Raw genomic sequence first — 21,511 nt, 5'->3', positions numbered from 1 at the left:
GAAGCCCCTTGCGCCCGGCCTAGTGCTCGCCCGAACTCGCGGCGCCCTGCTGCGCCTTGTGGATCGAGGACGGCACCACGCCGAAATATTTCCGGAACACCCGGCTGAAGTGCGATGAGCTGGAGAAGCCCCAGGAGAACGCGACGTCGGTGATGGTCTTGCCGGCGTGGGCCTCGAGTTCCTGGCGGCAGTTCTGCAGGCGCGCCTGCCAGATGTAGTCGCTCACCGTGGTGCCGCGCTCCGAGAACAGCATGTGCAGATAGCGCTTGGAGCAGCCGAGCTCGGTCGAGATCTGGTCGATGCACAGATCCGGATCGCGCAGGTGCTCGCGGATGAAGAACTGCGCGCGCACATACATCGCTTCCGGTCCGACACGGTCGAACATCGTGTCGGCTTCGCGCAGCGGCAGCAGCAACAGGTCGATCAGCGAATCGGCGACGCCGACCGCACTGTTTGCCGACAGCTTTGCCGCCTCGTCGAAGGTCGCATGAACGAAATCGTGGGCGATCCGCCCCGTCCCTGTCTTCGACGACAGCTTGCAGGCGGGCATCCGCTGCGACGGGAATCCGCGGTCGCGCAGCAGCGCCTTTGGCACGATCACGACGTCGTGACGGGTGAAGGCCGGGCTGATGATCGAATGCGGGCAGGAGACGTCATAGGCGATGATGTCGCCCGGGTTGATCTCGATGTGGCGGCCTTCTTGCTCGAAATAGGACACGCCGTAAGTCTGGAAGTGAATCTTGATGTACGGATGCTCGTTGGCCTTGGCGCGCGCCAGCGTGTGGGCAATGCGATGCTGACTCACTTCGATCTGGCAGAGCTTCAGGCGCGAGACGCTGGTGTAGTCGATGCGGCCCTCGAGCGAGGACGCTTCCAGCGGATCAACGTCGAAATGCCCACACAGGCTCGTCAGCCCGTCGATCCAGCTCTGGATCTGGCGCTTCGGCGTCATGCCGGTCGTCGAGAGCGTGTGAATGGTGTCGGACATTAATCCAGCCACTGGTTTGATCCGGAGAGACGCGAATCGCGACCAGCGCTGCCGGAGCCCTCAGCCGTGATTGCGTGACGTTTACCTCGAATTTGAGCGGTCTTTTGGACGAGCGCCATCGTTCCATTGCCACCCTTGAAACTTAATCCTCCGCCTTAGTTGCAGCGCCGTCAAGGGGAACCTGAGCGTTGAAGGCACCGTCAAAGCGATGCGGAAGCCGCTGAATTCGCTACTGCAAAATCAAAATCTTCGCGTCCGTGCGCTATCAAGCAAACCGGCTTCTCTCTTGGGCAAGTTTCCCGATGACGAAGTCGTTAGGAATTGCGGCAGGAACAACAAGAACGGGCCGCTCCTGCACGTGGACCCGTGGCTCTCATCAGGAGGAGGAAACAGCACAGCATCGTTTCTGGTCCCAATCGTGACCGCCCTGCACGAGCAGACGCCGGACGAGAAGCCCGGTGAATCAGTATTGCTTCGGAAACAATAAACGAGACCAACGGAGGAATAACTATGCGCAAGGTGCTACTGGCGACCTTTCTTGGCTCCGCGGCGGCGCTCGCCGTCGGGGGCGCCTCAGCCAATGACGAGCTGGTCAAGATGTCGCAGAACCCGAAAGACTGGGTGATGCCGACCGGCGACTACGCCAATACCCGCTATTCCAAGCTCAACCAGATCAACGCACAGAACGTAGGCAAGCTCCAGGTGGCCTGGACCTTCTCGACCGGCGTGCTGCGCGGCCATGAAGGCGGCCCGCTGATCATCGGCAACATGATGTACGTCCACACGCCGTTCCCGAACAAGGTCTATGCCATTGACCTTTCGCAGGAGAACAAGATTGTCTGGAAGTACGAGCCGAAGCAGGATCCGAACGTCATCCCGGTGATGTGCTGCGACACGGTCAACCGCGGTCTGGCCTTCGGCGACGGCAAGATCTTCCTGCATCAAGCCGACACCACCCTCGTCGCGCTCGATGTCAAGACCGGTCAAGTTGCATGGACCGTCAAGAATGGCGATCCGAGCAAGGGCGAGACCGGCACGTCGGCCCCCATGGTCGTCAAGGACAAGGTGCTGATCGGCATCTCCGGCGGCGAGTTCGGCGTCCAGGCCCATATGTCGGCTTACGATATCAAGACCGGCAAGCTGGCATGGCGCGGATATTCGGAAGGACCGGACAACCAGCTCCTGGTCGACGACAAGACCACCGCGCTCGGCAAGCCGATCGGCAAGGATTCCAGCCTGAAGACCTGGCAAGGCGATCAGTGGAAGATCGGCGGCGGTGCCACCTGGGGCTGGATCTCCTACGACCCCGAACTGAACCTCGTCTACTACGGATCGGGCAACCCCTCGACCTGGAATCCGAAGCAGCGTCCCGGCGACAACAAATGGTCGATGACGATCTGGGCGCGTAACCCGGATACCGGCGTCGCCAAGTGGGTCTATCAGATGACGCCCCACGACGAATGGGACTATGACGGCGTCAACGAGATGATCCTCTCGGACCAGTCGATCAACGGCCAGCCGCGCAAGCTGCTGACGCACTTCGACCGTAACGGCCTCGCCTACACCATGGACCGCACCAACGGCGAACTGCTGGTCGCCGAAAAGTACGATCCGAAGGTGAACTGGACCTCCGGCGTCGACATGGACAAGAACTCGCCGACCTACGGCCGTCCGAAGGTGCTCGACGCAGCTTCGACCGACAAGGCGGGCGAGGACGTCAACGTGAAGGGCATCTGCCCGGCCGCGCTCGGCACCAAGGACGAGCAGCCGGCAGCCTACTCGCCGGACACGCAGTTGTTCTACGTTCCGACCAACCACGTCTGCATGGACTACGAGCCGTTCAAGGTGAGCTACACCGCGGGCCAGCCCTATGTGGGTGCGACGCTCTCGATGTATCCGCCGGCGGGTGAAACCCACATGGGCAATTTCATCGCCTGGGACGGCAAGACCGGCAAGATCGTCTGGTCGAACAAGGAGCAGTTCTCGGTCTGGTCGGGTGCGCTCGCAACCGCCGGCGGCGTGGTGTTCTACGGCACGCTCGAAGGCTACCTGAAGGCGGTCGACGCCAAGTCCGGCAAGGAGCTCTACAAGTTCAAGACTCCCTCCGGCATCATCGGCAACGTCACCACCTATGAGAACGGCGGCAAGCAGTATGTCGCAGTGCTCTCCGGCGTCGGCGGCTGGGCCGGCATCGGTCTGGCGGCAGGCCTGACCGATCCGACCGCAGGTCTCGGCGCGGTCGGTGGCTATGCGGCCCTCAGCAACTACACGGCACTCGGCGGTACGCTGACCGTGTTCGCGCTGCCGAACTAGGCCCAACAGCATCGCTCCGGCGCGTGGAATAAACTCCACGCGCCGGCTCGTCTCCCCCGGGCTCCTTCGAGGATGAATCTCTTGCGTAAAATCTGCTCTGTCATTGCTGCGATGATCTTGGTTGCGTCCGGAGGAATTGCGGTCGCGGACGGTCCGGGCGATCCGACCGCCGTGAAGAAGGAAGACGACGGAAAGTGGCTCGATAAGGAAGGCACTCCGACCTACAAGATTTCCGACGGCACCGTGGACTGGTTCACCTATTCCGGATACCGCCGCTATCACTCCGACTGCCACGTCTGCCATGGGCCTGACGGCATGGGCTCCACCTACGCGCCGGCGCTCAAGGATTCCGTCAAGTCCATGAGCTATGGCGACTTCCTCGGCGTGGTCGCCTCCGGTCGCAAGAACATCTCGACCGCGCAGGAGAACGTCATGCCCGCCTTCGGCGATAATCCGAACGTCGCCTGCTACATGGACGATCTGTACGTCTATCTGCGCGCCCGCTCCACCGAAGCATGGGGCCGGCAGCGTCCCTCCAAGAAGGAGGAGAAAACGGAGGCCTACACCAAGGCGGAAGACGCCTGCATGGGCCATAAATGAACGTTGCTGAGGCTGCCGAGACCACCTCTTGGCATCTTGCGAGAATTTGAGGAGCTACCAATGAAGACACGTGCCGCCGTCGCTTTCGAAGCCAAGAAGCCGCTCGAGATCGTCGAGCTCGATCTGGAAGGACCGAAGGCCGGCGAGGTCCTGGTCGAGATCAAGGCGACGGGCATCTGCCACACCGACGCCTATACGCTCGACGGCTTCGACAGCGAGGGAATTTTCCCGTCGGTCCTGGGGCATGAGGGCGCGGGCATCATCCGCGAGATCGGTCCTGGCGTGACCTCGGTGAAGCCGGGTGATCACGTCATCCCGCTCTACACGCCGGAATGCCGGCAGTGCAAAAGCTGCCTGAGCCAGAAGACCAATCTCTGCACCGCGATCCGCGCGACGCAAGGCAAGGGCGTGATGCCCGACGGCACCAGCCGCTTTTCGTACAAGGGCAAGCCGGTCTATCACTACATGGGCTGCTCGACCTTCTCGAACTTCACCGTGCTGCCGGAGATCGCGGTCGCCAAGATCCGCGAGGACGCCCCCTTCGACAAGAGCTGCTACATCGGCTGCGGCGTCACCACCGGCGTCGGCGCCGTTGTCAACACCGCGAAGGTCACGCCGGGCTCCAACGTGGTCGTGTTCGGCCTCGGCGGCATCGGCCTCAACGTGATCCAGGGCGCCAAGATGGCCGGCGCCGACAAGATCATTGGCGTCGACATCAACGACGCCAAGGAGGATTGGGGCCGCCGGTTCGGCATGACCGAGTTCGTCAACCCCAAGAAGATCACCGGCGACATCGTCCAGCACCTCGTCGGCCTCACCGATGGCGGCGCCGACTACACTTTCGATTGCACCGGCAACACCACGGTGATGCGCCAGGCGCTGGAAGCCTGCCATCGCGGCTGGGGCACCTCGATCATCATCGGCGTTGCCGAATCCGGCAAGGAGATCGCCACCCGCCCGTTCCAGCTCGTCACCGGGCGCAACTGGCGGGGCACGGCCTTCGGCGGCGCCCGCGGCCGCACCGACGTGCCGAAGATCGTCGACTGGTACATGAACGGAAAGATCCAGATCGATCCGATGATCACCCACGTGCTCAAGCTCGAAGAGATCAACAAGGGCTTCGACCTCATGCACGAGGGCAAATCCATCCGTTCAGTCGTCGTCTACTAGCTCGAAAGCGTCACCCCAAGGAGGATCGACCCATGACTGTTGCACTCCATCCATCGATCGACAACGGCCTCAAGCAGGGCAGCGGCAGCTTCGCCGGCGGTACGCTGGCCTGCAAATGCAAGGACCACCAGGTCAAGGTCGGCATCAAGGGCGACGTCGCCCACAATCACGCCTGCGGCTGCACCAAATGCTGGAAGCCGCAGGGCGCGACGTTCTCCGTCGTCGCCGTGGTGCCGCGCCAGAACGTCACCGTGCTCGAGAACGGCGACAAGCTTCAGATCGTCGACCCCTCCGCGGTGATCCAGCGCTACGCCTGCAAGGCGTGCGGTACCCACATGTACGGCCGCATCGAGAACAAGGGCCACCCGTTCTACGGTCTCGACTTCATTCATCCCGAGCTTTTCCAGGAGCAGGGCTCGCAGGCGCCGCAATTCGCCGCCTTCGTCTCCTCGGTGATCGAAGCGGGCGTGAAGCCGGAGCAGATGGCGGGCATCCGTTCGCGGCTGAAGGAAATCGGGCTCGAGCCCTATGATTGCCTGTCACCGGCGCTGATGGACGCGATCGCGACCCACGTCGCCAAAGCCAAGGCCGCCTAACAAGGCCGCCTGAGCAAAGGCCGCCTGAGCAAGGCGGTCGGACGTTCGCCGTGCCCTATCCGCTCGCTGGCCTCGATCAGTGCCAGCGAGCCGGACGGGCCCGGCCCCGGGACAGTCGCGGCGATGCCGCCGCCTCTGCAAGCTACGCGTATGCGAGCGTGATTGTCTCCCTCAGTCCTGGTCTCTGAATGACTGCGCAGCGCCGCCAACTTCCGTCTTGAAGTTCCCGGCCCCTGCGTTTCTCCCTCCCTCGACTGAGGCACCTTGCTTCGTCCGCGCAGTCTTTTCTGGCGGACGAAGCTTTTTTCATCACAACTCCCGTTTGCGAACGCGCGGTCCACGCGGCGCGATGACGCGCCCTGCTTTTGACAAACCATCGATGCAATCTTTTCCCGGTGAGAACACCCGGCTGTGAACGCCGGGCCGGCGCGATCTCTGCTACGATCGCGCCGTCACGATGCCGCACGACGTTCAATCAATTAAGAACAAAAACGGGAGGTATCGAGCACATCCAGACATCGCCATCGGCGTTCCTGCCTCCCTCCGGGATTTGCCCGCGCGGGACGAGGGCGGGATGTGGCGCGACCAGGCACGAACCGTCGCCGACCGGCGTCGGCAAGTTTTGAATTTGGCATGCTTATGAAGAGCGAGGGACGATCATGATCAAGGTGAAGATCAACGGCCAGGAACAGAGCTGGGACGGCGACCCGGATCTCCCGCTACTCTGGTTCCTGCGTGACGAGGCCGGCCTGACCGGCACCAAATATGGCTGCGGCCAGGCCCTGTGCGGTGCCTGCACCGTCATCGTGGACAAGCAGGCCGTGCGCGCCTGCATCACGTCGGTCAATGACGTCGCCGGCCGCGAGGTCACCACGATCGAAGGGCTGCATCCGAACGGCGATCATCCGGTGCAAAAGGCCTGGCGCCAGGTCAACGTGCCGCAATGCGGCTTCTGCCAGGCCGGCCAGATCATGCAGGCTGCGGCCCTGCTGATGGACAACCCGAAACCCTCGCACGACCAGATCCGCGAAGGGATGGCGGGCAACATCTGCCGCTGCGGCTGCTACCAGCGCATCGAGAACGCCGTCCATCTCGCATCGACGGGAGTGTGACATGAATTTCATCGACAATCCCGGCAAGCTCCATGAATTCGAAAAACATGGCTTCGAAAAGAACATCAAGGTCGAGAAGGTCTCACGCCGCAGCATCCTGAAAGGGCTCGGCATCACCGGCGGCTTCGTGCTCGCCGCACCCGTGATGTCGCGCCAGGCATTGGCCTACGAGACCGGTGCCGGCAAGATGCCGCACGGTGTCGTGGTCGATCCGCGCGTGTTCGTTTCGGTGGGCTCGGACGGCATCGTGACCATCGTGGGTCACCGTTCGGAAATGGGCACCGGCGTCCGCACCAGCCTGCCGCTGATCGTGGCCGAGGAGATGGAGGCCGACTGGTCCAGGGTCAAGGTGCAGCAAGCTCATGGCGACGAGGTCAAGTTCGGCAACCAGGACACCGACGGCTCGCGCAGCACGCGGCATTATCTGATCCCGATGCGCCAGATCGGCGCCTCGGCCCGCACCATGCTGGAGCAGGCCGCGGCGAAGCGCTGGGGCGTACCGGCGACCGAGGTCAAGGCCGTCAACCACGAGGTCGTCCACAGCGCCAGCGGCCGCAAGCTCGGCTTCGGCGAGCTCGCCGCTGATGCTGCCAAGGAATCGGTGCCTGCCATCGAAGGCCTCAAGCTGAAGGACCCCCGGGATTTCCGGTATCTCGGCAAGGGTCAGGTCGGCATCGTCGATCTTCACGACATCACCACCGGCAAGGCGCGTTACGGCGCCGATGTGCGGCTGCCGGGGATGAAATATGCCGTGATCGCGCGCCCGCCGGTAACAGGCGGCAAGCTGGTCTCGTTCGATCCCGATGCGGCGCTGAAGGTCCCGGGCGTCGAGAAGGTGCTGAAGGTTCAAGGTTGGCCGTGGCCGTCAAAATTCCAGCCGCTCGGCGGCGTCGCCGTGATCGCGCGCAACACCGGCGCGGCGATCAAGGGCCGGGATGCGTTGAAGCTGGTCTGGGACGATGGTCCCAACGGCAAATACGACTCCGTCGCCTACCGCAAGGAGCTCGAGGAGGCCTCGCGCAAGCCCGGCCTCGTCCTGCGCAAGGAGGGCGATGCGGACGCTGCCCTGAAGGGCGCCGACAAGGTGATCGTCGGCGAGTACTACGTCCCGCATCTTGCTCATGTCAGCATGGAGACGCCGGTGGCGGTCGCCGACGTCAAGGGCGACAAGGCGGAGATCTGGGCGCCGGTGCAGAGCCCCGGCGGCACCCGCGAGGACGTCGCCAAGACGCTCGGCATTCCCGAGGGAAACGTCACCGTCAACGTCACGCTTCTCGGCGGCGGTTTCGGACGCAAGTCGAAATGCGACTTTGCGCTCGAGGCCGCGCTGCTCTCGAAAGAGCTCGGCGCACCGGTGAAGGTGCAGTGGACGCGCGAGGACGACATCCACAACGGCTTCCTGCATACCGTCTCGGTCGAGCGGATCGAGGCTGGCCTCGACAAGAGCGGCAAGGTGGTTGCCTGGCGCCATCGCAGCGTGGCCCCCAGCATCGCCTCGACGTTCGCTGCAGGGACCGTGCACCAGGCCCCGTTCGAGATCGGCATGGGCCTCGTCGACATGCCGTTCGAGATCGCCAACATCTCGTGCGAGAACCCGGAAGCCGCGGCGTTCACCCGCATCGGCTGGTTCCGCTCGGTCTCGAACATCCCGCGCGCCTTCGCGGTGCAATCAATGGTCGGCGAGATCGCGCAAGCGACCGGCCGCGACCAGAAGGAGACGCTGCTCGCGCTGATCGGAAGCCCGCGCATCGTCAAACCGGAGGTGAAAGACCTCTGGAACTACGGCGAGCCGCAGGACAGCTACCCGATCGACACCGCGCGCCTGCGCAAGGTGGTCGAACTGGTTGCCGAGAAGGGTGAGTGGGGACGCAAGGTACCGAAGGGCCACGGTCTTGGCATCGCAGTGCACCGCAGCTTCGTCAGCTACATCGCGACCATCGTCGAGGTCGCCGTCGACGACAAGGGCAAGCTGACGGTGCCACGGGTCGACACGGCGATCAATTGCGGCACCTATGTCAACCCCGAGCGCATCGCCTCGCAGATCGAAGGCGCGGCGATCATGGGGCTGAGCCTCGCCAAATACGGCGAGATCACCTTCAAGGACGGCAAGGTGCAGCAGAAGAACTTTGACGACTTCCAAGTCGTCAGGATGGATGACTCTCCTGTGGTGACCAACGTCTACATCGTGCCGCCCGGACCCGACACGCCGCCGAGCGGCGTCGGCGAGCCCGGTGTTCCGCCGTTCGCACCGGCGCTGATCAATGCGATCTTCGCGGCGACCGGAAAACGCATCCGCTCGCTTCCGATCGGCAAGCAATTGGAGGCGTGAGACGGAACAGAGGCGCGAGACGGAACACAAGCCGTCTCGCGCCGTTTCCATCGATCTGACAGGAGCAGATCGATGACAAATATCTCAAAGGCGCTCGCAGTCTCGTTGCTGTCGGGCGCTTTTCTTTTGACGGCCTCCGGCGCATTCGCCCAGAGCAACACGACGCCGCCGGCTACCGCGACACGCCCCACCGCGCCGGACCAGAACTCGCTGCCCAACGCCAACGCCCCGCCTGCCTCGACCACCCAGACCACCGGACAGCACAATCCGGATCCCAAGGTTCGCGAGATGAACCAGAAGGAAAAGGACAAGGTCGAGCGTCAGGGGAAGTAGCCTTCGCGTCTGCGCATTGATGCGCCCTCTCCCCTTGTGGGAGAGGGCAGCGACGCTGGCTGACACGAGCTCACTTGGGTGAGGGGTTGTCTCGGCGAGTCCACCTCGCGATGAGAGCGCGGATAGAACCCCTCATCCGGCGCTTCGCGCCACCTTCTCCCACAAGGGGAGAAGGGAAGTAAGCCCGTTCGACGCCTTCCATCGCAAAAATGCGGCGGACGTTGCCGTCCGCCGCATTCGCCACCCCCCTGCTGCTCCGCTTCCTTCGATCCGCCGCGGAGCTACTTCTTCAGCGCGAACACCCAGATGACGCCGCCTTGCGGCACATTGGCTTCGATGCCGATGTTGTTGGTCACCAGCGCGTCCTGGATGCGCTGCGCGTCGACACCCCATCCCGATTGGATCGCGATGTATTGGGTGCCGTCGATCTCATAGGACACCGGCATGCCCATGATGCCGGAGTTGGTCTTCTGCTCCCACAGGAGCTCGCCGGTCTTGGCGTTGAAAGCGCGGAAGTTGCGGTCATTGGTGCCACCGACGAAGATGAGATCGCCCGCGGTCGCGGTCACCGAGCCGAACAGCTGCGACTTCGGGAAGTTGTGTTGCCACACCTTCTTGCCCGTGGTGGGATCCCAGGCCTGCAGCTCGCCGAAATGATCCGCGCCCGGCTTCGTCTTCAGGCCGATGTCTTCCGGCTTGGTGCCGAGCCAGAGCTCGCCCGGCTTGAGGGCGACTTTCTCGCCAGTGAACCCGCCGCAGAAGTTCTCGTTGGCGGGCACGTAGACGAGGCCGGTCTTCTGGCTGTAGGCCGCCGACGGCCAGTCCTTGCCGCCCCACAGCGACGGACAGAACTCGACGCGCTTGCCGATCACCGGCTTGTGCGCGGGGTCGACGATCGGCTTGCCGCTCTCGGGCTCGATGCCCTTCCAGACGTCGGTCGAGACGAACGGCCAGCCGGCGACGTAGTTGATCTTGGTCGGCGTGCGCTCGAGCACCCAGAAGATCGCGTCGCGGCCCGGATGGACCAGGCTCTTGATGTTGCGGCCATCGCGTTGCAGGTCGATCAGCATCGGCGCATCGACCTCGTCCCAGTCCCAGGAATCGTTCTGGTGATACTGGTGATAGGTCTTGATCTTGCCCGTGCTCGGATCGAGCGCAAGTACCGAGGAGGTGTAGAGATTGTCGCCGGGATGGGTCTCGCCGGGCCATGGCGCGGCGTTGCCGACGCCCCAATAGATCGTCTTGGTCTCCTTGTCGTAATTGCCGGTCATCCAGGCCGAGCCGCCGCCGTTCTTCCAATCGTCGCCCTGCCAGGTGTCATGGCCCGGCTCGCCTTCGCCTGGAATGGTGAAGGTCCGCCACAGCTCCTTGCCGTCCTTGGCATCATAGGCCGCGATATAGCCGCGCACGCCGAACTCGCCGCCGGAGCCGCCGACAATGACCTTGCCGTCGACGATCAGCGGCATCAGGGTCATGTACTGGCCCTTCTTGTAGTCCTGCACCTTGGTGTCCCACACCACCTTGCCGGTCTTGGCATCGAGCGCGACAACATGGTCGTCCGTGGTGGCGAGGTAGAGCTTGTCCTCCCAGAGGCCGACGCCGCGGCTGGTCGGATGCAGCTGGAACAGATCGTCGGGGAGCTGCCGCTTGTAGCGCCAGTATTCATCGCCGGTCTTGGCGTTGAGCGCGATCACTTGCCCCATCGGGGTCGCCACGAACATCACGCCGTTGTTGACGATCGGCGGCGCCTCGTGGCCTTCGACGACGCCGGTGGCAAAGGTCCAGACCGGCGTGAGGTTCTTCACGTTGGAGGTGTTGATCTGATCGAGCGGGCTATAACCGTGCCCGTCATAGGTGCGCCGATAGAGCATCCAGTTGTTTGGCTCCGGATTCTCCAGCCGCTGCGCTGTGACCGGCGAATAACTCTCGATCGGGCCAGCCACGGCGGCAGTCGAGGCAAGACAAGTGAAGGCGACGAAGCCGGACAGGTACCATTGCTTCCTGGTCATGGACGTTCCCCTTTTCATCCGTTTGAATTCTTGTGTTGAATTCTTGTCGTTCGTCCCGTCGTCCGCCCGTCGGCGGATACGGCCTCTCGTGACGCGGGCACGGGCCCGCACCTCCATCATCCTGGCTGCGCGCCACCTACCTTTCCGATGAAATTGCCGGCGACGCTGAGAGAGCCGTCAGCGAGCGCCACCGGTAGCGCCGCGAGCCGTCGCGGCGCCGGGCCGAACACGACCTGTGCGCCCGCACGAGGATCGTATTCGGAGTTGTGACACATGCACTTGAACACCTCCTTGTCGCCGACATCGCTCTTCACCCAGGCGGTGACGGGACAGCCGGCATGCGAGCAGATCGCCGAATAGGCGATGATGCCGTCGACGGCGCGCGCGGCCGTCTTCTCGTCGAGCTCGGCGGGATCGAGCTTGATGATCAGGATCTCGTTGAGCCGGGAGGCGCTGCGCACCACCGATGTCTTGGGATCCTTCGGCCAGGCATGCACCGGCGGTCCGCCGGCCGGCAGGTCGGCTGCGGTGATGAGCTTTCCCTCCTTGTCGCCTTCGGAGAAGACGAGCACATCGCCTTTCTGCGGCCGTTCGTCGGACCCGGGCGGATCCTCGCCCGCGCGCGCAGACGCGGAGCAACCGAGGCAGGCGGTGGTGGCGAGCGCGCCAAGCAGGATCGTTCGCCGCGTCTGCTCGGCACAGGCGTCGGCTTCGGATTCCCCAGGACTCTCGGACGGTGATGAATTGGTTGTGAACGATGCGCGGGACATGTTCACAAGCAGGCGCTGGAACTCTGCCGAAAACAAGGCGAAGAGTTGGCACCGCAGTGCATCAATATGGCTTTGCTCGCGTTGATTGAACGACGATGAACGTATTCAAGCGCGTTTTCACGATTTCAACGTCGCGCCGCGCGAGCGGCATGATGATTTTGCAGATCAGACCGATGATGTTGGAATTGGTGCAGCGCGCTATTCGTCGCGCTGCGCAACCGCAGCGCGACGTCCCTGCATGTTTTGCAGGCAGCCGGTCGTCGTCAGGACCTGAGCACGTGGCGCGGCGCGGCGATAGAACCGGCGACGGTGGCCGATGCCATCTCAAAACTGTCGGCGATGCGGCGCGCCTTGTCGATGAACAGGCTAGCTGCCGGCGGCGGGCAGATCTCGCGCGCGGTCTGCTCGAACAGATCGAGCCAGCGGTCGAAATGATCGCCCACCAGGCTCAGCGGTAGATGCGCCCGCATCGGCGAGCCGTGATAGCGGCCGCTCATCAACACGACCGAGGACCAGAAATCCCTGAGCTTGGCGAGATGCTCGTCCCAATTCTGCACGATCCCGAACACCGGCCCCAGCCGTGCATCTTCGCGCACGCGCCCATAGAAGCGGGTGACGAGTTCCCCGATCATCTCTTCGGTAATCCCGGTGCGCTCGATCGCATCCTGGGTCAACAGGTTCCGTCGCGCGGCCGCTGCCTCGCGCTCGGCCTTCAGTCGATCCGACATCTTTGCTTCGTCCGTTTCGTCTTTCCCTCTCCCCCTGTGGGAGAGGGTGGCTCGCCGCACAGCGGCGAGACGGGTGAGGGGTCTGCCTCCGCGTGCTCCTCAGCGAGTGAGTCTGCGGCAACAACCCCTCATCCGGCGCTTCGCGCCACCTTCTCCCACAAGGGGAGAAGGGAACGCCCGCATCCATGCTGGCGCAATTCGCGACGTCCGTCTTTGTCGCAGCGCAAATTGCGAGGATCAGGCGCTATAGCTGTAAAAGCCCTGCCCGGTCTTGCGGCCGAGATGGCCGGCATCGACCATCTCCTTGAGCAGCGGCGCTGGCCTGTATTTAGGATCGTTGAAGCCCTTGTAAAAGACCTCCATCACCGAAAGCATGGTGTCGAGCCCGACGAGATCGGCCAGAGCCAGCGGCCCGATCGGATGGTTGCAACCAAGCTTCATGCCGGCGTCGATCTCTTCCGCCGTCGCGATCCCCTCCTGGAGCGCGAAGATCGCCTCGTTGATCATCGGGCACAGGATGCGGTTGACGGCAAAGCCCGGGCTGTTCTTGGCGGTGATCGCCACCTTGCCGACGCGCTTGGCGAAATCGAGGGCCTTGGCGTGGGTGTCGTCGGAGGTCTGCAGGCCGCGGATCAGCTCCAGCAGCGCCATCACCGGCACCGGGTTGAAGAAGTGCATGCCGATGAAGCGGTCGGGACGATCGGTCGCCGCAGCGAGCTTCGTGATCGAGATCGACGAGGTGTTGGTCGCAAGCAGCGTGCGCGGCGACAACGTCGCGCAGAGATCCTTCAGGATCTTGACCTTGAGCTCCTCGTTCTCGGTTGCGGCCTCGATGACGAGATCGCAATCGGCAAGCTTGGCGCGGTCGGTGGTGCCGGTGATGCGCTTGAGCGCCGCCTCGCGATCTGCCGCCGACATCTTCTCCTTCTTGACTAGACGCTCGAGGCTGCCGCCGACGGTCGACAGCCCGCGGTTCACCGCCGCGTCGGAAATGTCGACCATCACGACCGAGAGCCCGGCCGCCGCGCAGATCTGCGCGATACCATTCCCCATGGTCCCTGCCCCGATGATGCCAACGGTCTGGATCATTGCTCCATATCCTTTATCCTTGCGGCCCCGCCGACACGGCACGGCCCATTATTCCCTGTATCAGGGTCTAGCACCGCCACGGGGCGACTGCGACCTGATCCGCCCTCTCCTTAAAGCATCCACGGCGGGAATAAAGCCGCCGGCGGGCGCGAAACGGCCCGATTTGGCCGCATGGCGCGCAATTTGCCCCAAATTGCGTCCCTGCCCGGCCGGGCCAGCGATCTCCCTCAATCGGACGACGCGGCGGAGCTGACGGCGTGGTGTATTCGGCGCGCAATGGCCACCGCGAATGCTTCGCGACCCATTGTGAGATCGACCACATCGGCTTCGTGCCCCACCTGTTAGCGTCGCGCAAATGAAGACATATATTGCACTTCCCATCATCCTCGCCGCTCTGCTCGTCGCCACACAAGGCATGGCAGCCGAAACCAAGGGCGCCGGCTCAACCTTCGTTGCGCCCGTGATGACGAAATGGACCGAGGCGTACAAAGCCAAGACCGGCAACATCGTCAGCTATCAAGCGGTCGGCTCCGGCATCGGCCTCGGCCTGATCAAAAAGGAAGCCGTGGATTTCGGCACCAGCGACATGCCGCTCGAGCCGAAGGAGCTCGACAGGCTCGGCCTGATGCAATTCCCGATCGTGATCGGAGGCGTCGTCCCCGTGGTCAATATCGACGGCGTCAAGCCCGGCCAGATCCGCTTTACCGGGCAGGTGCTCGCCGACATCTATCTCGGCAAGCTCAAATCCTGGAACGATCCCGCGATCGCCGCGATCAATCCCGACGTCAGATTGCCGAACGCTGCGATCACGGTGGTCCATCGCATCGACGGATCCGGCACGACATTCAACTGGTCGAACTACCTCGCGAAGGTCAGCCCGCAGTGGAAAGCCAGCGTGGGCGAAGGCACCTCCGTCGAGTGGCCGCTTGGCCTCGGCGGCCGGGGCAATGACGGTGTCGCCTCGCTCGTCGGTCTCATTCCCGGCGCGATCGGCTATCTCGAATACACTTACGCGCTGCAACGGCTCGAGCGGATTTCCTTCGGAATCGTGCAGAACAGCGCCGGCAATTACGTCGTGCCCGACGCCGCATCTTTCCAGGCGGCCGCATCAAGCGCGGACTGGAAGGCGGAGAAGGATTTCCATCTCGTGCTCACCAACGCGCCCGGCGAAGACGCCTACCCGATCACGGCGACGACCTTCGTGCTGATGCCGAAGGCGCCGAAATCACCGGACCGATCTGCAGCCGCCATCGACTTCGTCCGCTGGGCGCTGGAAAACGGAAAGTCCGAGGCCCAGACGCTCAACTACGTCCCGCTCCCGCCTGCCTTGATCGACCAGAGCAAGCGATATTGGGAGCAGAGCCTGGAAGCCCAGACGGCAACGGCGGCCGTGAAGCGCTGAACCTCAAAACGCCCGCCGTCGGATCGAGATTGAGACGGATTGCCCCCTATCTCGATTGACAGCTGCCTGTTATTTCCACAATCGTTTGGTTGCTGAGGCGGAGCGTCACGCGCTCCGAGGGCCGCGCGAAAGCGCAACAGGGTGCCAGCCTGAAAGGACAGACCATGAAGCGCCTGCACGTTCACGTGTCCGTCGAGGATCTCTCCCGGTCCATCGGGTTCTACTCCGCCTTGTTTGCGAGCGAGCCCTCGGTCGTGAAGTCCGACTATGCCAAATGGATGCTGGACGATCCCCGCGTGAATTTCGCGATCTCGACGCGCGGACGCGCGGCTGGGCTCGATCATCTCGGCATCCAGGTCGAGACCGGCGAGGAGCTCCAGGAGGTCTATGCCCGGCTGCGCAAGGCCGGCGGCAACGTCGTCGAGCAGGGCCAGACCACCTGCTGCTATGCCAAGTCGGAAAAGTCCTGGATCGATGATCCCGCCGGCATCGCCTGGGAAACCTTCCACACCACGGGCGAGAGCACCGATTACGGTGACGGCACCGGCGAGAACCAGGCCCGGGTCGCGCATGAGAAACAGGAGTCCCAGTCGGCCTGCTGCGCGCCGCAGGCGGCGCCGGCGGCCTCAAAGGCCTGCTGCTGAGCACAAGGGCATCTGCAATGGACGTGATCATCTACCACAATCCCGAATGCGGCACGTCGCGCACGACGCTCGCGACGATCCGGAACGCCGGCATCGAGCCGCATGTGGTCGAGTATCTGAAGACGCCGCCATCGCGAGCCCTGCTGCAGCAGCTCATCGCACGCATGGGAATTTCGGTGCGTGAGGCGGTCCGCGAAAAGGCTGCCCCCTATGCGGAGCTCGGGCTCGCCAACCCCGCGCTGACCGACGAACAGCTGCTCGATGCGATGATGGCGCACCCGATCCTGATCAACAGGCCGATCGTGGTGGCGCCGAAGGGCGTCAGGCTCTGCCGTCCCTCCGAACTGGTGCTCGATCTGCTGCCGGCGCAACAGCGTCAGGCCGGATGAACGACTTCGCACGATCCGTTGGCGCGGCGCTCTCGCTGATCGGCGAAGCCGACGCCGAGCTGCTCGGCATCGTCGCATTGTCGGTGCGCGTCAGCCTGACCGCGAGCGTCCTTGCCCTGCTGATCGGCGCACCGATCGGCGCCTTGCTTGCGATCACCCGTTTCCGCGGGCGGCAGGTCGTCATCGTGCTGACCAATGCGCTGCTCGGCCTTCCGCCGGTCGTGGTCGGGCTCGCGCTCTATCTTCTGCTGTCGCGCTCCGGCCCGCTCGGGGTGGCCGGACTGTTGTTCACGCCGGCCGCGATGGTGATCGCGCAGACGCTGCTCGCCACCCCGATCGTGGTGGCGCTGGTGCACCGGCCCGCGAGCCTGCTGTGGGCGGAATATGGCGATCTGGCACGGATCGACGGGCTGTCGATCCTCCGCTGCATGGCGCTGCTGTACGCGCTGGGCCGGACCTCGCTGCTGACGGCCTTTCTCGCCGCCTTCGGGCGCGCCATCGCCGAGGTCGGCGCCATCATCATCGTCGGCGGCAACATCCGCGGCTTCACGCGCACGATGACGACCGCGATCGCGCTGGAGACCAGCAAGGGCGATCTACCGCTGGCGCTCGGACTCGGACTGATCCTGCTCGCGCTCAGCGTCGCGGTCTCGACCGTCGCCTTCCTGCTAGTGGGACGCGTTGGGGAAAAATAGCTGCTCGCCGCCCACCTTGTAGCCGGCGATCGCGTCCTGCCCCTTCGGCGAGACCAGCCAGTCGATGAAGGCTTGCCCATCCTTCGCCTTCACGTTCGCATGCTTGGCCGGATCGACCAGCATGACGCCGTACTGGTTGAACAGCCGCTTGTCGCCCTCGGTCAGGATGGCAAGCTCGCCGCGATTCTTGAACGACAGCCAGGTGCCGCGGTCCGACAGGACATAGGCGTTCGACGACGACGCCATGTTCAGCGCCGGGCCCATGCCTTGACCGATCTCACGATACCAGCTGTCCTTGCCGGCACTGATGTCGACGCCCGCCTCCTTCCACAGCCGGAGCTCGGCCGCGTGCGTGCCGGACTTGTCGCCGCGCGAGATGAACGGCGCCTTCGCTGCCGCGATCTTACGCAGCGCATCCGTGACGTCCTTGCCGCCGGCGATCTTCGCCGGATCGCTCTTGGGCCCGACGACGACGAAGTCGTTGTACATGACGTCGAAGCGCTTCACGCCCTGCCCTTCGGACATGAACTTGTCTTCGGCAGCCCGGTCATGGACGAACACCACGTCGGCATCGCCGCGCCGCCCGATATCCAGTGCCTGTCCGGTACCGACGGCAACGACCTTCACACTGATGCCCTCGGCCTTCTCGAACAGCGGCAGCAGATGGCCGAACAGGCCCGACTGTTCCGTCGACGTAGTCGAGGCAACCGTGATGGTGCGATCCTGCGCGAATGCGATGGTGGACCAGAGCAGCACCGCTCCGATGGCGACAATCTTCCTCATGCGTCGTCCCCCACAAACAATGACGGTCCTGAATAGCCGATGGCGATGGAGACGGGAACCCCGACATTCGGCCGCAGAGAGTTGAAGCGGTGGCGTCAAATCGGCAGGAACGCCGATGGCGCAGGCGGATTGTCCGGACATGTCATGTCAAGGAGAATCCCATGAAAAAGATCATTCTGGCATCCGCATGCATCATGGCGCTGGCGAGCGGTAGCGCCTTCGCGCAGACACAACCGGCTCCCGGCGCCTCCGGTCAGGGTGACGTCGGCCCCTCCTCGCGCGGCCCCGCGACCAAGGGAATGACGACCGGCAAGTCGTCGAACATGCAGAACGAGGCCGCCGACAGCAAGGGCGCGCAGTCGCCATCGGCCGGTGGCACCAACACGAATAACATGGGCAGCCAGGCCGGAGGCAGCGCGGGTTCAGGATCCGGTTCAGGTTCAGGTTCCGGCGGGCGGTAGACAAAACGCAGAGCTCGGCGCGGGTCGTACTTGAAGCGTTCCGCCGAGTCTCGCGAATCAGTCGCGGCATCTGACGCAGCGAGTCTCGGCTCGCTCCGTCATGTTGCGCGCACAGGATGCCGGTCGTCGTCTTGCCGTGACGTCATCAATTTACGTTCGACACGCGTGGTGTAGTTACCGCGGCATTAACTTCGTCGACCTGACGTTGCATCGGAAACACACTGCACATCTTTCCCGATGCGCAGCAACGATCAGCATTGACCCGATCGCAGGCAGCAACATACCGTCGCAATCACGATCAGCTGTCGATGATGTTTGGCAATCCGCCATCCGGCGCAGCACCAAGAGCAAAAACAAGGGGCTGTGCGCCATGCGCGAATGCATCGGGGCTGCGACGTTTTCACGACAAGCGAACGACGGTCAGGGCAGGCATTCACGCCACCCTCGATGCTTCACAGGCCAGCGAGCCGGGCTCCGGCGCCTGTTGTTGATGAGCGTCTCGGCGGCGGCGCTCTCGGCACTTTTGCCGGGCGTGGCGTCGGCGCAGACATGGACCGGCGCTACCAGCAATGACTGGACGATTGGCTCGAACTGGTCCGGCGGAACGGCCCCAGCCGGCGGCGCGGTCACCATAAATGTTCCCGCCAACGTCGTTCTCGGCGTGACCGCCGGAGCGACCGGTACGACGGGGAATTTCAGCCTCGGCGGCAATGTCGCCGGCGTGACTATCAGTCTCACAATTCAAAATGGCAGCACACTGACGAGCACAGGCGGCAGCATTTCGATTGGCAACACCGTCGGTACGGCGTCCACCATGACCGTGACCGGAGCCGGATCGCAATGGATCGTCAATGGTACGCCGGGCATTGGTGCGTACGGGAGCACGCTCAATATCGAAAACGGTGGAACCGTTGTTACGACGGGCAGGACTATCGTTAGCTCCCCAGGCGGGACCTCCACAGCCACGCTCAACATCAAGGGCGGCACGCTCGAGACTAGCTTCATCACCATTGGCAACGCCAAGGGCCAGGCGAATTACGACAATGCCGTGATCCGCGCCAGGGGCAATAACGCCAACTTCTTTGGCGGCACCGCCGCCCAGAACAACATCGCTGCGGGCGGGCTGACCTTCGATACCAACGGCTTCACCGTCACCGCGTCAGCCGCGGGCGGCCTCAGCGGCGTCGGCGGATTGACCAAGACCGGCAACGGAACCTTGTTCCTCCGTGGCGGCAGCACCTACACCGGCGAGACCGTGATCCAGCAGGGCACGCTCGCCATCGGCGTCGTCGCCGGCGCCAGTGACGCCCTCGCCAATTCGAGGCGTGTGGTCGCAAATGCGACATTCGATATTTCCGGCATCGTCGACGCCACCTCCCACATCCAGAGCCTTGCCGGCACCGGCACCGTCGTGCTCGGCACCAAGACGCTGGCGATCACCAATGCCGGCGACACGTTCGCGGGGACGCTCGGCGGCAGCGGTGGCCTGCAGATCTCAGGCGGCACGCAGACGCTGTCCGGCGTCAACACCTATAGCGGCGCAACCACGATCACCGGCGGCACGCTGCGCGCCGGCGCGGCCGGCGCCTTCAGCGCCGCATCCGCCTATGTCGCGGCCGCAGGCACAACGCTCGACCTCAACGGCTTCAACCAGACCATCGCATCGCTGGACAATGCCGGCCTGGTGCGAACCGGCGGCGCGCCGGGGACCACGCTGACGGTGAGCGGCAATTACGTCGGCAGCGGCGGCACGGTTCTGCTCAACAGTGCCCTCGGCGGCGACAGTTCGATCACCGATCGCCTGGTGGTGCAGGGCGCGACCTCCGGCGCATCCACGCTGCGCATCGCCAATGTCGGCGGCGGCGGCGCGCAGACGGTCGAAGGCATCAAGGTGATCGACGTCGCCGGCGCCTCGAACGGCAGCTTCGCGCTGCAGGGCAATTACGTCATTGGCGGCCAGCAGGCCGTGGTCGGCGGCGCCTATGCCTATACGCTGCAGAAGAACGGAATCAGCACGCCCGCAGATGGCGACTGGTATCTGCGGTCCAGCCTGATCAATCCGCCGCCATCGGCGCCGGCCGGGCCGCTCTATCAGGCCGGCGTTCCCCTCTACGAGAACTACGCACAGGTGCTGCTCGGGATGAACCAGGCGGCGAGCCTGCAGCAACGCGCCGGCAACCGCTATTGGGGCGGCAGCGAAGCGATGGCCCGCGCCGGCATCGATACCGCGCAGACGTCTGATGGCTCGTGGACGCAATCGGCATTCTGGGGCCGGATCGAGGGTGGCCAGAGCGCGTTGCGGCCTTCCAACACCACCGGCTCCACCTATGATTCCGACGAGATGAAGGTGCAAGTCGGACTCGACGGCGCTGCGCTCGACAACGCGCGCGGCCGGCTGATCGTGAGCCTGACGGCGCAATACGGCCTGACCACGGCCTTCGTTAATTCGCTGTTCGGCAACGGCCGCATCCGCGCGCAAGGAACCGGCGTCGGCGCCACCGCGACCTGGTACGGCCATGACGGCTTCTATGTCGACGGCCAGGCGCAGACCATGTTCTATCGCAGCGACCTGTCATCTGCGCTGGCCGGCTCGTTGATCCACGGCAATGAGGGCCTTGGCTACGCGTTCAGCCTCGAGGGCGGCAGGCGCATCTCGATCGGCAACGGCTTCTGGCTGGCGCCGCAGGCGCAGCTTGCCTATTCGAAGGTCAACTTCGATGCCTTCACCGACCGCTTCGGCGCGCTGGTCTCGCTCGGCAACGCCGACAGCCTGCTCGGCCGCCTCGGTCTGTCGCTCAATCATCAGCGCACCTGGAACGACGGCACCGGCATCGTCCGCTCCGACCTCTATGCCATCGGCAATCTGCACTACGAATTTCTCGAAGGCACCAGGATCGATGTCGCCGGCACCGGATTCGCCAGCGGCCATGACCGGCTGTGGGGCAGCATCGGCGGCGGCGGCACCTATAGCTGGGCCAACGGTCGCTACGCCGTATTCGGCGAGCTCACCTATCGCGCGAGCCTCGATGCTCCCGCGGACAATCACAGCTATAGGGGCACCGGCGGCTTTCGTCTGGTGTGGTGAGCGCTGCCCGCGAAG

Annotated in this window: 19 protein-coding genes; 13 read left to right on the top strand and 6 right to left on the bottom strand. The window is 64.0% G+C overall.

The window, feature by feature from the left end; all coding sequences use genetic code 11:
- Positions 1 to 19: 19 nt before the first annotated feature.
- The gene (locus tag RAD04_RS36540) at positions 20 to 988 is read right to left on the bottom strand and encodes a helix-turn-helix domain-containing protein (protein ID WP_091966610.1); all 969 of its coding nucleotides are present in this window, start codon (positions 986 to 988) and stop codon (positions 20 to 22) included.
- Positions 989 to 1,498: 510 nt separating this feature from the next.
- On the opposite strand from RAD04_RS36540, the gene xoxF5 reads away from it, so the two are divergent.
- The 7 genes from xoxF5 (at position 1,499) to RAD04_RS36505 (ending at position 9,441) form a co-directional block, all read left to right on the top strand.
- Positions 1,499 to 3,301, top strand: a complete 1,803-nt coding sequence (xoxF5, locus tag RAD04_RS36535; RefSeq protein ID WP_461627658.1) for a lanthanide-dependent methanol dehydrogenase XoxF5 — start codon at positions 1,499 to 1,501, stop codon at positions 3,299 to 3,301.
- A 111-nt stretch (positions 3,302 to 3,412) separates the two neighbouring features.
- Positions 3,413 to 3,901 (top strand): c-type cytochrome, methanol metabolism-related, encoded by a 489-nt coding sequence (locus RAD04_RS36530; RefSeq protein ID WP_018320735.1) that lies wholly within the window; start codon positions 3,413 to 3,415, stop codon positions 3,899 to 3,901.
- Between the two features lie 60 nt (positions 3,902 to 3,961).
- The gene (locus tag RAD04_RS36525; protein ID WP_461627657.1) at positions 3,962 to 5,071 is read left to right on the top strand and encodes an S-(hydroxymethyl)glutathione dehydrogenase/class III alcohol dehydrogenase; all 1,110 of its coding nucleotides are present in this window, start codon (positions 3,962 to 3,964) and stop codon (positions 5,069 to 5,071) included.
- 32 nt (positions 5,072 to 5,103) lie between these two features.
- A complete protein-coding gene (gene gfa, locus RAD04_RS36520) occupies positions 5,104 to 5,667 on the top strand; it encodes an S-(hydroxymethyl)glutathione synthase (protein WP_018320737.1) in 564 nt (187 codons plus the stop codon).
- 659 nt (positions 5,668 to 6,326) lie between these two features.
- Complete coding sequence (locus RAD04_RS36515) at positions 6,327 to 6,779, top strand: (2Fe-2S)-binding protein (RefSeq protein ID WP_461621378.1); 453 nt, start codon at positions 6,327 to 6,329, stop codon at positions 6,777 to 6,779.
- Between the two features lies 1 nt (position 6,780).
- Positions 6,781 to 9,108, top strand: coding sequence for a xanthine dehydrogenase family protein molybdopterin-binding subunit (locus tag RAD04_RS36510; RefSeq protein WP_461627656.1), 2,328 nt, complete (start codon positions 6,781 to 6,783; stop codon positions 9,106 to 9,108).
- A gap of 72 nt (positions 9,109 to 9,180) precedes the next feature.
- Entirely contained in the window at positions 9,181 to 9,441 is a 261-nt protein-coding gene (locus RAD04_RS36505) for a hypothetical protein (protein WP_461627655.1), read from the top strand.
- A 281-nt stretch (positions 9,442 to 9,722) separates the two neighbouring features.
- Here RAD04_RS36505 and RAD04_RS36500 read toward each other — a convergent pair whose 3' ends face one another.
- The 4 genes from RAD04_RS36500 to RAD04_RS36485 form a co-directional block, all read right to left on the bottom strand.
- Positions 9,723 to 11,450 (bottom strand): methanol/ethanol family PQQ-dependent dehydrogenase, encoded by a 1,728-nt coding sequence (locus tag RAD04_RS36500; RefSeq protein WP_461627654.1) that lies wholly within the window; start codon positions 11,448 to 11,450, stop codon positions 9,723 to 9,725.
- 116 nt (positions 11,451 to 11,566) lie between these two features.
- Positions 11,567 to 12,220, bottom strand: a complete 654-nt coding sequence (locus RAD04_RS36495; protein WP_461627653.1) for a QcrA and Rieske domain-containing protein — start codon at positions 12,218 to 12,220, stop codon at positions 11,567 to 11,569.
- A gap of 263 nt (positions 12,221 to 12,483) precedes the next feature.
- Positions 12,484 to 12,948, bottom strand: coding sequence for a group III truncated hemoglobin (locus tag RAD04_RS36490; RefSeq protein ID WP_461627652.1), 465 nt, complete (start codon positions 12,946 to 12,948; stop codon positions 12,484 to 12,486).
- A gap of 237 nt (positions 12,949 to 13,185) precedes the next feature.
- Positions 13,186 to 14,037 carry a 3-hydroxybutyryl-CoA dehydrogenase gene (locus tag RAD04_RS36485; RefSeq protein WP_461627651.1) on the bottom strand — a complete coding sequence of 284 codons (852 nt, stop codon included), beginning with the start codon at positions 14,035 to 14,037 and terminating at the stop codon, positions 13,186 to 13,188.
- A gap of 355 nt (positions 14,038 to 14,392) precedes the next feature.
- Between RAD04_RS36485 and pstS the strand changes: the two genes are divergently transcribed.
- The 4 genes from pstS to RAD04_RS36465 all read left to right on the top strand — a co-directional run bounded on the left by pstS (position 14,393) and on the right by RAD04_RS36465 (position 17,167).
- Positions 14,393 to 15,439, top strand: coding sequence for a phosphate ABC transporter substrate-binding protein PstS (gene pstS, locus RAD04_RS36480; protein WP_461627650.1), 1,047 nt, complete (start codon positions 14,393 to 14,395; stop codon positions 15,437 to 15,439).
- Between the two features lie 164 nt (positions 15,440 to 15,603).
- Positions 15,604 to 16,083, top strand: coding sequence for an ArsI/CadI family heavy metal resistance metalloenzyme (locus RAD04_RS36475; RefSeq protein WP_461627649.1), 480 nt, complete (start codon positions 15,604 to 15,606; stop codon positions 16,081 to 16,083).
- Between the two features lie 17 nt (positions 16,084 to 16,100).
- Positions 16,101 to 16,472, top strand: a complete 372-nt coding sequence (gene arsC, locus RAD04_RS36470) for an arsenate reductase (glutaredoxin) (RefSeq protein WP_461627648.1) — start codon at positions 16,101 to 16,103, stop codon at positions 16,470 to 16,472.
- The gene (locus RAD04_RS36465; RefSeq protein ID WP_461627647.1) at positions 16,469 to 17,167 is read left to right on the top strand and encodes an ABC transporter permease; all 699 of its coding nucleotides are present in this window, start codon (positions 16,469 to 16,471) and stop codon (positions 17,165 to 17,167) included. The genes arsC and RAD04_RS36465 overlap by 4 nt, the downstream gene beginning before the upstream one ends.
- Here the strand turns inward: RAD04_RS36465 and RAD04_RS36460 are convergent.
- On the bottom strand, positions 17,141 to 17,950 hold the full coding sequence (locus RAD04_RS36460; protein ID WP_461627646.1) for an ABC transporter substrate-binding protein: 810 nt from the start codon (positions 17,948 to 17,950) through the stop codon (positions 17,141 to 17,143). The genes RAD04_RS36465 and RAD04_RS36460 overlap by 27 nt on opposite strands.
- Before the next feature lie 161 nt (positions 17,951 to 18,111).
- Here RAD04_RS36460 and RAD04_RS36455 point away from each other — a divergent pair, with 161 nt between their 5' ends.
- Both RAD04_RS36455 and RAD04_RS36450 read left to right on the top strand, forming a co-directional pair.
- Positions 18,112 to 18,411, top strand: a complete 300-nt coding sequence (locus RAD04_RS36455) for a hypothetical protein (protein ID WP_461627645.1) — start codon at positions 18,112 to 18,114, stop codon at positions 18,409 to 18,411.
- 490 nt (positions 18,412 to 18,901) lie between these two features.
- Positions 18,902 to 21,496, top strand: coding sequence for an autotransporter family protein (locus tag RAD04_RS36450; RefSeq protein ID WP_461627644.1), 2,595 nt, complete (start codon positions 18,902 to 18,904; stop codon positions 21,494 to 21,496).
- The last annotated feature ends 15 nt before the right edge of the window (positions 21,497 to 21,511 follow it).

It is taken from the genome of Bradyrhizobium sp. 25ACV, from assembly GCF_054863005.1.
The sequence above is the reverse complement of the archived record's forward strand: the minus strand, read 5'-3'. Positions and strand labels throughout refer to the sequence as shown.